We start from the raw sequence: 13,224 nt of genomic DNA, 5'->3' as shown, positions 1-13,224 counted from the left end.
GGACGCCGGGGGTCCGGGTGCCGTCGGTTCGCTACGGCGCCACATCGGTGTACTCGGCGAAACCGTACTGGTCGTGCGGGCCGATGACCGCGAACTCGAACAGCCCCTGGCCGGTCTCGGAACTGCCGTCGACGTCGGTGAGCTCGAAGGTCGCGAGATAGTCGGCCGGACAGAACAGCTTCATCGTCGCATCGAGTTCGGAGACCTTGTGACGCAGCGCCTCCACCTTCTCCGCGCCCTGCCACATGCCGTGGCGCCAGTCCTGCTCGAGGCCGTACCCGGTGCCGAAGCCGATGAAGTTGGCCAGCTGCGGAGCGCATTCGACGGTGACCGTGTGGCCGTTCGGCTTCACGAAGCGGAGGGTGGCCGACGCAGGCTCCCGGCCGCCGGGGACGAACCGGATGTCGTGCTCCACGCGGCCGAGCCATTCGGGCTCGCGTTCGGGGTTGTTCCAGATGCGGCGCGCGTCGCCCATGATCCGTTCACCGGTGCGCAGTTCCTGCACCAGGACACTGATCGCGTACTCGTCAAAGCGCATCACCGCATAGATCCAGAAGAACGACGTCGCATCGGTGTTCGCGGCGCGTCGACCGGGCGGCTCGGCCTCGCCGACCGGACGCACACCCCACGACCGGTCGCGATTGCCGCGCCAGGTCTGAGGTTCCACCTCGAACTCCCGGCCGTCGACCGTCAGCGATCCGGTCCACCGGCCGGTCTGGACAAAGCGCATGGTGTCGAAGGTGACGCGTTCCAATTGGCGCTGAAAGTGGCGCGGCTCCAGCGCGGCGGGTCCGTCGGCGTCGAAGACGAGGTCGAACGAGACGTCGCCGTGACCGGGTGCGAGTCGCACGCGCAGCTGCGCCAGCCCGTCGAGGACTTCGACGAGGAACGGCCCCACCTGGAGGTCGTTGCGGTTGGCGCCCAGCGCTGTGGAGCCGCGGACGACGATGTGCTCGTCGTGATGCCGCACCACCGCGAAGCAGTCGACCACCCCGAGGTTCGGGTAGACGCCGAGTCCGACGATCAGCCACGGATCGTCGGGACTGCCGTGGTGGCAGTTGAAGTAGTAGCGGTCGTAGAAGTTGCGGTCGGACGTGCCGACGTGCCGGATCACCTCCGCGACCTGGTGGATCGGGTAGTCGTCCATCTCCGAGAGTGTCATGAGATCTGTCCCCAGTAGGTGCCTGCGAGCATGGCGTCGAGTGTGGCGCGGTGCATGATCAGTTCGTCGGGATCGGCGGGTTCCTGCGCGTGCCCGAAGTGGATGGCGCGGCACTGGATGCGGAACATCACCACCGCGTGGATCAGCGCCGCGTAGGCGGTGTAGAAGTCCAGGTGCTGCGGTTGGTGTCCGGTCTGCCGCAGGTACTCCGCGGCGACGTCCTCGCGGCGCAGGAAGTCGGGGAGCCCGTCCATGCCCGCCATGGTGGCGAGGTCTTGGAAGAAGCGGTGCAGGAAGATCATCCAGGCGACGTCGAGTTCGCGCGGGCCGATCGCCGCCATCTCCCAGTCCAGCACGGCGACGGGCGCGAAGTCGCGGTACATGATGTTGCCGATGCGGGCGTCGCCCCAGGTCAGGACGTTCTCGTCGGTCTCGGGGAGGTTGGCTTCGATCCACGTGAACGCGCGGTCGATCAACGGCGAACCGGCCCGGTCGCGGGCCGCCCAGTCGTAGAATCCGCGGAGGCGTCGGACGTGCGCGCGCAGCGGGCTGTCGTCGCCGGTGGGACGGGCGACGAAGACGTCGGGGATCGGGACCGAGTGCACGCGGGCGAGGACGCTCACCGAGCCGCGCATCAATGCCGTGCGCTGCTCGTCGGTCGCCTCGCTGACCCACGAGCCGAAGTTGTAGGGCATCACGTCGGGCGGGACCTCGCCGTCGACCCGGTCCATCACGAAGAACGGTGCGCCGAGGGCGGCGTCGCTCGGTTCGGACCACCACAGGCGGGGAAGCGGGACGTCGGAGTGTGCGCGGACGTGCTCGATGATCCGGTACTGGCCGTCGAGGTCGTAGTGGGGAAACACCGGATCGCTGTCGGCCTGGGGCGCCACGCGGACCACAAGTCGACGGTCCTCGCCGCCCCACGTCGCTTCCGCGAGGAGCGTCTCGCTGGACATTCCGTTCGACTCCGGGATCGTCACGTCGGTGATCTCGGCGTCGGGTCCGGCCTGGGATTTGAGCCACCGATCGAGTCGTTCCCGCAGCCACTGCGGGTCGCGGCGCGATTCGCTCGGCCGGGCCACCTGTGCGCTGTCGTCGTCTATCGCCGCCATGAGTGCATTGAAACACGTTCTACTCGAGATGAGGGGTGAATCACTCACGGTGGCACGGGACTGTCGATGATGGGATATCGCTGTTAACTTAACGTCGGTAAGTGACGACGTCTGCGAAGGACTCCCATGATGATCACCCGACTGGCCGAGCGCGTCGTCGCCGCGCCGAAACTCGTGCTCGGCCTGGCCGTCGTCCTGCTGGCGTTGTGCGGCGCCTACGGTCTCGGCGCCGCGGACAAGATGCTGGCCGGCGGTTTCGAGGACCCGCACGCGGAGTCGTCGCACGCGCGTGACGTCCTGGAACAGCAGTTCCATCGCGGCGGGCCGACCCTCGTCGTCAAACTCGACGGCGCTCCCGGCACTGATCTCTCGACCAGTCCCGAGGCCGAGGCGCTCGGTACCAGAATCGTCGGGCAGCTCGAAGCCACCGGTCACATCGAGGCGCCGATCCTCTCGGTCTGGGCCGACCCCGGACTCGCAGGCGAACTGCTCAGCACCGACAAGTCGTCGACCCTGATCATCGCGGGTGTGGCGGGCGGCGACGAACTCGCGCCGGGCCGGGCCGCCGACCTCGCTGAGCGACTCACCGGGACCGTCGACGGCTTCGAGGTCTCCGTCGGCGGACAGGCGCTCATGTTCGAGCAGGTCAACGAGCAGACGTCGAAGGACCTCCTGGTGGCCGAGGCCATCGCCATTCCCATCAGCTTTCTGCTGTTGATCGTGGTGTTCGGCGGACTCGTCGCGGCGTCGTTGCCGATCATCGTCGGTGTTGCGGCGATCGTCGGCACCCTCGCATTCCTTCGGGTGATCGCGGGAGTCGCGGACGTCTCGATCTTCGCGCTCAACCTGACCACCGCCATGGGTCTGGCTCTGGCCATCGATTACACGCTGCTCATCGTCACGCGCTATCGCGAAGAGGTGGATCGCGGACTCGACCGGCGCGCCGCCATCATTCGCACCATGGACACAGCCGGCCGAACGGTCCTGTTCTCCGGAATCACCGTCGGCTTGTCGCTCGCCGCGCTGGCGATCTTCCCGATGTACTTCCTCCGTTCGTTCGCGTACGCCGGGGTCGGGGTCGTCGTGGTGGCCGTCGCCGCGGCGCTGATCATAACCCCGGCGCTGCTGATGGTGCTCGGCGACCGCGTCGACGCCCTCAATGTGCGCGCCTGGCTCCGCCGTCGGCTGGGGCGAGAAGAACCTGAGGTCAAACCCGTCGAACAGACCGGTTGGTACCGGACGGCGACGGCGGTGCTGAAACGCGCGATCCCCGTCGCGATCGTGGTCCCCGCGATCCTGCTGATCCTCGGCGCACCATTTCTCGGCATCAAGTTCGGCTTCCCCGACACCCGGGTGCTGCCCGCGTCCGCGACGTCGCACGCCGTGCAAGCCGAGATCGACGACGAGTTCGCGCAAGACTCGGGCGGTACCGCCACGGCTGTCGTGGAGGGCGCGGTGTCCGACGACGCGCTCGGCGCCTATGCCGCGCGGCTGTCGCAGGTCGACGGTGTGGGTGCCGTGACCAGCCCGGTCGGCGTCTTCGTTCACGGTCGACAGGTGGCGCCCGGCAACCCCGCGGACCGGTCCGGGGATCTGGGTGTGGTCACCGTATCGAGCACCGAGGATCCGCTGAGCGACGCCGGGCAGGAGCAGATCGACGCCCTGCGCGCGGTCGCCGCTCCCGCGGATGCGGACGTCGACTTCACCGGCATGGCGGCGATGAACTCCGACGTCGTCGCATCGCTGTTCACCTATCTGCCGTGGGTCCTCGTGGTGATCGCCGTGCTGACCTATCTGCTGCTGTTCCTGTTCAGCGGCAGCGTGCTGCTTCCGCTGAAGGCGCTGGTCCTCAACGTGCTCTCGCTGTCGGCGACGTTCGGGGCCATGGTGTGGATCTTCCAGGACGGGCACCTCGGGGCGTTCGGCACCACGCCGACCGGCTACCTGGTCGCGACGATGCCCGTGCTGATGTTCTGCATCGCCTTCGGACTGTCGATGGACTACGAGGTCTTCCTCCTCGGACGGATCCGCGAGGAGTGGTTGAAGTCCGACCGCACACGCGCGGCCAACGACCACGCCGTCGCGGTCGGACTCGCGCGCACCGGCCGGGTCGTCACCGCCGCCGCACTCCTGATGAGCATCGTCTTCGCGGGCATCGCGGCGTCGGAGGTGTCATTCATGCGGATGTTCGGAGTGGGGCTGGCGATCGCGGTCCTGATGGACGCGTCGTTCATCCGAATGCTTCTGGTTCCGGCATTCATGCGGTTGATGGGAGTGGGAAACTGGTGGGCACCGGCCCCGCTGAGAAGACTGCACGAGCGGATCGGATTCACAGAGGAGTGATCAGCGAACATGAGTCAGGGTGTCGCGACGCAGGGGAGCGGTGACGGGACAGTGCGACCGCGGTCGCCACGCGGATCCGGGGAGCAGCTCGCCGAGGAGATCATCGCGGCCACCACTGACCTGCTGATCGAGGCCGGGACCGAGGACCAGGTGTCGATTCGCGCCGTCGCGCGACGGGTGGGCGTCACGTCGCCGTCGATCTATCTGCATTTCGAGGACAAGGAAGCGCTGCTCGACGCCGTCTGCGCACGCTTCTTCGAGCAGTTCGATCAGGTGATGATGGAGGCGTCGGCGGGGATCGACGACCCCTTCGACCGCGGCCTCGCGCAGGGCATGGCCTACGTGCGCTTCGCGATCGACAGCGCGGTGATGTATCGGATCACCTTCGCTCGCATCACCCCACCCGGTGAACCGACGCTGACCGACGAGGTGCTGCTGTCGTCGGCGTTCGTCCATTTCTCGGACACCGTCGAGGCGCTGATGGCCGAGGGCGCCATCCCGCGCGGCGACGTCGTCCAGACTGTCCTGCAACTGTGGTCGACGGCGCACGGTCTCGCGTCCCTGATGATCGCCAAACCGGGACTGCCGTGGGGCGACGATCTGGCACTCGCCGAGTCCACTTTGCGAGCGGTGTGCAGAGGTCTGAGTCCGGAATAGGTAGTGTGGGAACTGAACGGCGATGACGAGCGTTATCTACGTGAGTAGGCCAAGAAAGACTGACCCACATCTTTGCTGAAGGAGCAGTGGTGCGAGAAAGTTCCAACCCGATCATGCGTGGCGTGGTCCGTGACAACAAGAAGGAGAACGGCGGTTACGCCTCCTTCAGTCAGGGCTTCGCCGGCGCCGGACAGGCGTCGATGGCTGCGACCCAGCAGCAGTACACCGACCAGTACACGCAGGGATACACCCCGCAGACTGGCACCCGACCACTGACGATCGACGACGTCGTCACCAAGACTGCGATGACCCTCGGCGTCCTCGTCGTGTTCGCGGCAGGCGCATACTTTGCGATCAGCCAGAACGAGTCGCTCGCGATGCCACTGTGGCTCGTCGGCATGCTCGGCGGCCTCGGACTGGTTCTGGTCGCGACCTTCGGTCGCAAGCAGGACAACCCCGGCATCGTCCTGGCGTACGCCGCTTTCGAAGGGCTCTTCGTCGGTGCAATCTCGTACGTCTTCGGCAACTTCATGGTGTCGAACACCAGCGCCGGCGCGCTCATCGGACAGGCCGTCCTGGGCACGCTGGGCGTCTTCCTCGGCATGCTCGTCGTCTACAAGGTCGGCGCCATCCGCGTGACCCCGCGCTTCACGCGCATGCTGATGGCAGGCCTGGTCGGCGTCCTGGTGCTGATGCTCGGCAACCTGGTGATCGGCATGTTCACCGGCAGTGCGGGCATCCTGCGCGACGGTGGCCCCATCGCCATCATCTTCTCGCTGGTGTGCATCGGCCTCGCGGCGTTCTCGTTCCTGCTCGACTTCGATCAGGCCGACCAGCTCATCCGTGCCGGTGCACCGTCGAAGGCCGCCTGGGGCATCGCCCTCGGCCTGACGGTCACCCTGGTGTGGCTGTACATCGAGATCCTGCGTCTGCTGAGTTACTTCAATAGCGACTAGGAGTGTGCTGAGCTCTACTGAGCCCGGCGGTGCCTCGTGCGCCGTCGGGCTCTGTGCTGTCCGGCAGAATTTCTCGGGAGGCACCGATCAGTTTCGCGGCCGGTTCCGGTCTATTTCTGTGACGGCGCCCGACGGGTGCCGCAGACGACGGGAGCGTGCTGTGCCTGAGATCGCCTTCGTGATCGGTCGAGAACCGCGAAACTCGATTGCACGATCAGCCTCCGATGCTGTTGTCTTGAACAGTTCTCAGATCCCACCGAGCGATTGGCAGTGATGACCTCCGAAATGACCGCGCAGACATCGGACGACCGTCTGTCGCGGACGAATCTCACGATCATCGCGACCCTCATCGTCGCGACCTTCGTCGTCATCCTCAACGAGACGGTGATGAGCATCGCGCTGCCGGTGCTGCAGCGCGACCTCGGCGTCGATCCGACGCACGGCCAGTGGCTCACCACCATCTTCATGCTGACGATGGCCGTCGTGATTCCGCTGACCGGATTCCTGATCCAGCGCTTCGGTACCCGGACCATGTACCTGGCCGCGATGACGCTGTTCGCGCTTGGCACCCTGCTGGCGCTGGTCGCGCCCGGATTCGTGGTGCTGCTCATCGCCCGGGTAGTGCAGGCGCTCGGCACCGCCGTCATGCTGCCGCTGCTGATGACGACGGTGATGACACTGGTGCCGGAGCACCGTCGTGGCGCCATGATGGGCAACATCTCGGTGGTCATCGCCGTGGCCCCCGCGCTCGGTCCCACCCTGTCCGGCGTGATCCTCGACCACTGGCACTGGCGCGCGATCTTCGGTGTGGTGCTGCCGATCGCCGTCGTCGCGCTGGTCATCGGCGCGATCTTCGTGCGGCCGGTCGGTGACCGTACGTCCGAGCAGATCGACTACGTGTCCCTGCCGATGGCCGTCTTCGGCTTCGGCGGCTTCGTCTACGGGCTCGTCGCCATCGGCGAATCCGCGAGGGGCGAGGCGGCGATGCCGATCTGGATCCCGTTCGTCCTCGGCGGAGCCGCTCTCGCGGTGTTCGTTCTTCGCCAGCTGCAACTGCAGAAGTCCGATCGGGCGTTGCTGGACCTGCGGGTCTTCGCCTCCCCGACGTTCACGCTGGCGATCGTGCTGATGGTCGCAGCGATGGCGACCATGATGGGCACCTTCATCGTCGTCCCGTACTTCGCGCAAGAGGTGCTGGCGCTGAGTCCATCGGCGACCGGGCTGCTGATGCTGCCCGGCGGGCTGCTGATGGGTCTGGCTTCGCCGCTCATCGGGCGGATCTACGACGCCCGCGGTGCTCGGGTGCTGGTGATCCCCGGGACGGTGCTGATTGCGAGCGGCGTCTGGCTGCTGACGAGTGTGAACTCGGGCGTCTCCGCCTGGCTGCTGGTAGCCGCGCAGACCGTGCTCTGTGTGGGCCTGGCCGCTACCTTCACACCGTTGATGACGGTCAGCCTCAGCGCCCTCGCGCCGCGACTGTACGCCCACGGTTCTGCCGTGCTCGGCACGCTGCAGCAGGTGGCGGGCGCCGCGGGCACCGCCCTGTTCATCACGGTCATGACCGTGGTCGCGACCGCCGATCAGGACTCCGGTGTCGCCGCGCCCGAGGCGATCACCAACGGCGTACGGACCGTGTTCTTCTGCGCGGGCGTGCTCGGTCTGGTGCTGATCGGACTCGGACTGCTGGTGCGGACCCCGGAGACCGACGAGGTCGCTCCGTCGGATGATGACGCTGCGACCGGCAGCAGTGCGACTCAGGCCGAGAAGGTCGGCGCTGCCGAGTAGACGGCAGGTGAGGCAAGCGCAATGGCTGCATCTTTCGAGTCTGAGACTCGAAAGATGCAGCCATCGGTCTGCGGGGTTGGCTACAGGCGCTCAAGCACCATGGCCATGCCCTGTCCGCCACCGACACACATGGTCTCGATGCCGAACTGGCCGTCGTAGGTGTTGAGGTTGTTCAGCAGGGTGGTGGTGATGCGGGCACCGGTCATGCCGAACGGGTGGCCCAGAGCGATCGCGCCACCCGAGACGTTCAGCTTGTCGTGGTCGATGCCGAGTTCGGCGGCCGAACCCAGAACCTGAACGGCGAACGCCTCGTTGATCTCGAACAGGTCGATGTCGGAGATCGACATTCCCGCCACGCGCAGCACCTTGCGGACCGCCTCGATCGGGCCGAGGCCCATGATCTCCGGCGACAGGCCGGTGGCCGCGGTCGCGACGACGCGGGCCAGCGGCTTGAGGCCGAGGGCCTTGGCCTTGGTGTCGCTCATGATGACGAGCGCGGCGGCGCCGTCGTTCAGCGGGCAGGCGTTGCCCGCCGTGATGGTGCCGTCGGGACGGAAGACCGGGTTCAACTGCGAGATCTTCTCGTAGGTGGTGCCTGCACGCGGGCCGTCGTCGGTGGTCACCTGGGTGCCGTCGGCGAGGGTGATCGGGTCGATCTCGCGGGCGAAGAAGCCGTCGTTGATGGCCTTCTCGGCGCGATTCTGGCTCCGGACGCCCCAGCGGTCCTGGTCCTCACGCGAGATGCCGGTCAGGGAGGCGACGTTCTCGGCGGTCTGACCCATCGGGATGTAGACGTCGGGGATCAGGCCGTCCTCGCGGGGGTCGTGCCAGGCGACGCCGCCCTCGGCGGTCTTCACCGTGCGGGCCTCGGCGTCGGCGAACAGCGGGTTCTTGGAGTTCGGCAGTCCGTCTGCGGCTCCGGCGTAACCGAAGCTCGAGACGCTCTCGACGCCGCCCGAGATGAAGACCTCGCCCTCACCGGACTTGATGGCGTGCAGCGCCATGCGGGTGGTCTGCAGCGACGAGGAGCAGTAGCGGTTCACCGAAACGCCGGGGACGTGGTCCAGGCCCAGCTGGACGGCGACCGAACGAGCGATGTTGTAGCCGCCCGCACCGCCGGGCTGGCCGATGCCGAGGTGGATGTCCTCGATGTCGGCGGTGTCGAGCTCGGGGACCTTGGCGAGGGCGGCCGCGATCATCTGGCGTGCGAGCTCGTCAGGACGAACGTCCTTGAGCGAGCCCTTTCCGGCGCGGCCGATAGGGGAACGGGCAGTGGCGACAATGACAGCTTCTGGCATGAGCGTCAGGTTACGCTACTTGCGAGTCCGGGTACCGCGTTCGCCCCACTTGTCGGCCCGATCCGGCGCGAACTTGGCCGGGATGGGAACATGGACGTCATGCGTATCGCCAATCATGTCGTGGACCTGGTCGGAAACACTCCACTGGTCAAGCTGAACAAGGTCGTGAAGCCGGGGTCCGGTCTGGTTGCGGCCAAGGTCGAGTACATGAACCCGGGTGGCAGTTCCAAGGACCGCATCGCCACTCGCATGATCGACGCGGCCGAAGCGTCCGGGGAGCTGAAGCCCGGCGGCACCATCGTCGAACCGACTTCGGGCAACACCGGTGTCGGCCTGGCGCTCGTCGCGCAGCAGCGCGGGTACAAGTGCGTCTTCGTGTGCCCGGACAAGGTAGCCGAGGACAAGCGGAATGTGTTGCGCGCGTACGGCGCCGAGGTGGTCGTGTGCCCGACGGCGGTGCCGCCGGAGCATCCCGACAGCTACTACAACGTCTCCGACCGCCTCACGCGGGAGATCGAGGGCGGGTGGAAGCCCAATCAGTACGAGAACCAGAACGGCCCGCTGAGCCACTACGAGACCACCGGTCCGGAGATCTGGAACGACACCGACGGCAAGGTGACGCATTTCGTCGCCGGCGTCGGCACCGGTGGCACCATCACCGGCACCGGCCGCTACCTCAAAGAGGTGTCCGAGGGCCGGGTCAAGGTCGTCGGTGTGGACCCCGAGGGGTCGGTGTACTCGGGCGGGTCCGGTCGGCCGTACCTCGTCGAAGGCGTCGGTGAAGACTTCTGGCCGGGTGCCTACGACCCGACCGTGCCCGACGAGATCATCGCCGTCTCCGACGCCGACTCGTTCGAGATGACGCGTCGCCTGGCTCGCGAGGAGGGCCTGTTGGTCGGTGGCTCGTGCGGCATGGCCGTCGTCGCCGGACTGAAGGTCGCCGAGCGCGAGGGCCCCGACGCCGTGGTGGTCGTGCTACTGCCGGACGGCGGGCGCGGTTACATGTCGAAGATCTTCAACGACGACTGGATGAGCAGCTACGGCTTCCTGCGCACCCCGCTCGACGGCGTGGAGCGCACCGAGTCGCTCGTCGGCGATGTGCTGCGCGGCAAGGACGGCGCGCTGCCGGATCTGGTGCACACGCATCCGCAGGAGACGTTGCGCGATGCGATCGAGATTCTCCGCGAGTTCGGCGTCTCGCAGATGCCGGTGGTCGGCGCCGAGCCGCCCATCACTGCGGGCGAGGTCGCGGGCGCGGTGTCCGAGCGTGACCTGCTCAGCGCAGTGTTCGAAGGCCGTGCCAACCTGGCCGACCCGGTGGCGGCGCACATGGGCGAAGCGTTCCCGCTGATCGGTGCCGGTGAGCCGGTTTCCTCGGCGATGGAAGCTTTGAGCACCTCCGATGCGTTGATGGTGGTGGAGGACGGTAAGCCGGTCGGCGTCATCACGCGTCACGACCTGCTCGCCTTCGCAAGCACGCACCCCATCGTTCACCAGCAGCAAGAGGAGAAGTAGTGGCTGACCAGGGATTTTCAACCAAGGCGATTCACGCGGGCTGGGATCCCGACGGTCGCACCGGTGCGGTCAACGTGCCGATCTACGCGAGCTCGACATTCGCGCAGGACGGCGTCGGCGGCATGCGCGACGGATTCGAATACGCCCGCACCGGCAACCCGACGCGTCGTGTCCTCGAAGCCAACCTGGCCGCCATCGAAGCCGGCACGTACGGTCGGGCGTTCGCGTCCGGCATGGCTGCCACCGATGCGCTGCTCCGCGCCACCATGCGCCCCGGCGATCACCTGGTGATCCCGAACGACGCGTACGGCGGCACCTTCCGGCTGATCGACAAGGTCTTCACGCAATGGGGGCTCACCTACTCTGCGGCCCCGGTCGTCGACGTCGACGCGATCCGCGAGGCCATCACGCCGCAGACCAAGCTGGTGTGGGTCGAGACGCCGACCAACCCGCTGCTCAATGTCGGTGACATCGCCGCCATCGCCGAGGTCGCGCATGCGGCAGGCGCCAAGCTGGTGGTCGACAACACCTTCGCGAGCCCGTACCTGGAGCAGCCGTTGACGCTGGGTGCCGACGTCGTGGTGCATTCGACGACCAAGTACCTCGGTGGTCACTCGGATGTGGTCGGCGGCGCCATCGTCACCAATGACGAGCAGCTCGATGCCGACATCGCGTTTCTGCAGAACGGCGCGGGCGCCGTGCCCGGGCCGTTCGATGCGTACCTCACCATGCGCGGCATCAAAACCCTCGCCGTCCGCATGGATCGGCACAGCGACAATGCCGAGGCACTCGTCGAGTTCTTCACCTCGCACCCGAAGATCGAGAAGGTCCTGTACCCGGGCCTTGCCGATCACCCCGGTCACGAGGCTGCCGCCAAGCAGATGCGGCGGTTCGGCGGCATGATCTCCGTGCAGCTGGCAGGCGGTCGTGAGGCCGCGCTGGAGTTCTGCTCGCGCACCAAGATCTTCACCCTCGCGGAGTCGCTCGGCGGCATCGAATCGCTGATCGAGCACCCGGGCGCGATGACGCACGCCTCGACCGCAGGCTCCCTGCTCGAGGTTCCGGACAACCTCGTCCGCCTGTCGGTCGGCATCGAGGACGTCGATGACCTCGTGGAGGATGTGCGCCAGGCTCTCGCCTGATTCTGATCGAAATATGGTGCGTCCGTGCGGCTATAGGCCGCACGGACGCACCATTTTCTTACTGTCGTAGTTCGATGGCCGCGCACAACTCGCTGCGCACGCCGTCAGGTTCGAATTCGAGGCGCTTCCAGGTGAAGATCAGCGGCAACCAGCCGAGGCCGACGAGCATGTTGGTGGTCTCCTGATCGCCTTCCCAGCGGTCGTGGACGTGGTGGAATGCCCAGCCGTGGAGGGAGACCGCGATTCTCTCGGCGGGCCAGACGAAGTCGATGCGTCGATGACCGACGTATACCTGCTGTTGCCAGCCGGTGATGCGGTGTCGACGGAGGAAGCGGACGAACTTGCGTTCCAACTCGGATTCGGACAGGTCTTCGGCTGCGGCGAGCAGACGCCGGGCGTGGAGCATCCCGATGGCGCCGGAATTGCGGTCGAGTGCTGCTCGGAGTTCGTGGAGGGACACCTTTCTGGTCTGTAAGGCGCGATCCATGATCGCGAGGCCGTCATCGAGTTCGCCTGCGGCCGCAAGAATGGTGAGTGGGAGAGCGGTGGTCGGGATGCCCCGCACTTCAGTGAGGTCTTCACTCGGGAACGAGCGTCGGCGCACTCTGGTCGATCGTTTGTTCTCCACGATCGATTAGACGCGCAGCGTGGCCGCCGGGTTCCATTTCGGTCATCCCGGGCGTGTCGGGAGAACTGCGATTACCGAGAGAACGTCGAGAAGTGCTTGATCGTGTCGCTCTCGACGGTGCCGAACGCGCCGCTGGAGATGGGCCCTGACAGGAACGAGGGGAGCGCGATCCCGCCGAGTTCCATGGCGAACTTCCAGACCAGACGGGACCCGTTGTCGGTGGGCGACACTGCGGTGTACTCGCCGAACTTCTTGAGGCCGGGCACATTCGCGCGGACACCATGGAAGGCGTGCTGGTACGTGGCGGTGGTGGCGTTGTCGTTCCACAGGAAGAACAACTCGTCCATCTTGACCAGGCCTCCAGGTCCCAACGCCACCGACCGGGTGGTCCCGACCTGGTACGGCTCCGGAGAGGTGAAGCGCACCGAGTTCAGGGCGCGGCACCAGTCGAGCGTGTTCTGCCGGGTGAACTCCGCCCACGCGGTCTGCGGAGCGACAGGGATGTCGACGTCGATGACGTACCGCATCGGCGCAGTGTCGAAGAAGGACTGGTCGAACGGTTCGAGGTCGTAGGCCATGCGATCGACTGTAGCGCCCCCCGGATCCGAGCCACATCCGCGAATGTT

At 66.6% G+C, this 13,224-nt stretch carries 11 protein-coding genes; 6 read left to right on the top strand and 5 right to left on the bottom strand.

The window, feature by feature from the left end:
* Positions 1-31: 31 nt before the first annotated feature.
* On the bottom strand, positions 32-1,162 hold the full coding sequence (locus tag GH2_RS17460) for an Rv3169 family protein (protein WP_066171018.1): 1,131 nt from the start codon (positions 1,160-1,162) through the stop codon (positions 32-34).
* On the bottom strand, positions 1,159-2,274 hold the full coding sequence (locus GH2_RS17455; RefSeq protein ID WP_066171016.1) for a phosphotransferase family protein: 1,116 nt from the start codon (positions 2,272-2,274) through the stop codon (positions 1,159-1,161). The genes GH2_RS17460 and GH2_RS17455 overlap by 4 nt, the downstream gene beginning before the upstream one ends.
* Before the next feature lie 129 nt (positions 2,275-2,403).
* Between GH2_RS17455 and GH2_RS17450 the strand changes: the two genes are divergently transcribed.
* From GH2_RS17450 to GH2_RS17435, 4 genes are all read left to right on the top strand, one after another.
* Positions 2,404-4,617 carry an MMPL family transporter gene (locus GH2_RS17450; protein WP_066171307.1) on the top strand — a complete coding sequence of 738 codons (2,214 nt, stop codon included), beginning with the start codon at positions 2,404-2,406 and terminating at the stop codon, positions 4,615-4,617.
* 9 nt (positions 4,618-4,626) lie between these two features.
* Positions 4,627-5,274, top strand: coding sequence for a TetR/AcrR family transcriptional regulator (locus GH2_RS17445; protein ID WP_066171011.1), 648 nt, complete (start codon positions 4,627-4,629; stop codon positions 5,272-5,274).
* A gap of 89 nt (positions 5,275-5,363) precedes the next feature.
* Positions 5,364-6,230: a Bax inhibitor-1/YccA family protein gene (locus tag GH2_RS17440; protein WP_066171304.1), complete on the top strand. Its 867-nt coding sequence runs from the start codon at positions 5,364-5,366 to the stop codon at positions 6,228-6,230.
* A 285-nt stretch (positions 6,231-6,515) separates the two neighbouring features.
* Positions 6,516-8,015: an MDR family MFS transporter gene (locus GH2_RS17435; RefSeq protein WP_239589106.1), complete on the top strand. Its 1,500-nt coding sequence runs from the start codon at positions 6,516-6,518 to the stop codon at positions 8,013-8,015.
* Between the two features lie 80 nt (positions 8,016-8,095).
* On the opposite strand, the gene GH2_RS17430 is transcribed toward GH2_RS17435, so the two are convergent.
* Entirely contained in the window at positions 8,096-9,313 is a 1,218-nt protein-coding gene (locus GH2_RS17430) for an acetyl-CoA C-acetyltransferase (protein ID WP_066171004.1), read from the bottom strand.
* A gap of 99 nt (positions 9,314-9,412) precedes the next feature.
* Between GH2_RS17430 and GH2_RS17425 the strand changes: the two genes are divergently transcribed.
* Both GH2_RS17425 and GH2_RS17420 read left to right on the top strand, forming a co-directional pair.
* Entirely contained in the window at positions 9,413-10,828 is a 1,416-nt protein-coding gene (locus GH2_RS17425; protein WP_066171301.1) for a cystathionine beta-synthase, read from the top strand.
* The gene (locus tag GH2_RS17420) at positions 10,828-11,970 is read left to right on the top strand and encodes a cystathionine gamma-synthase (RefSeq protein ID WP_066171000.1); all 1,143 of its coding nucleotides are present in this window, start codon (positions 10,828-10,830) and stop codon (positions 11,968-11,970) included. The genes GH2_RS17425 and GH2_RS17420 overlap by 1 nt, the downstream gene beginning before the upstream one ends.
* A gap of 58 nt (positions 11,971-12,028) precedes the next feature.
* Here GH2_RS17420 and GH2_RS17415 read toward each other — a convergent pair whose 3' ends face one another.
* Both GH2_RS17415 and GH2_RS17410 read right to left on the bottom strand, forming a co-directional pair.
* Positions 12,029-12,574, bottom strand: a complete 546-nt coding sequence (locus GH2_RS17415; RefSeq protein ID WP_066170997.1) for an endonuclease domain-containing protein — start codon at positions 12,572-12,574, stop codon at positions 12,029-12,031.
* Positions 12,575-12,669: 95 nt separating this feature from the next.
* Positions 12,670-13,176 carry an SRPBCC family protein gene (locus GH2_RS17410; protein ID WP_066170994.1) on the bottom strand — a complete coding sequence of 169 codons (507 nt, stop codon included), beginning with the start codon at positions 13,174-13,176 and terminating at the stop codon, positions 12,670-12,672.
* Between the last annotated feature and the right edge of the window lie 48 nt (positions 13,177-13,224).

This window comes from Gordonia hydrophobica NBRC 16057, from assembly GCF_001592365.1.
Taxonomy (GTDB): Bacteria; Actinomycetota; Actinomycetes; order Mycobacteriales; family Mycobacteriaceae; genus Gordonia; species Gordonia hydrophobica.
The sequence above is the reverse complement of the archived record's forward strand: the minus strand, read 5'-3'. Positions and strand labels throughout refer to the sequence as shown.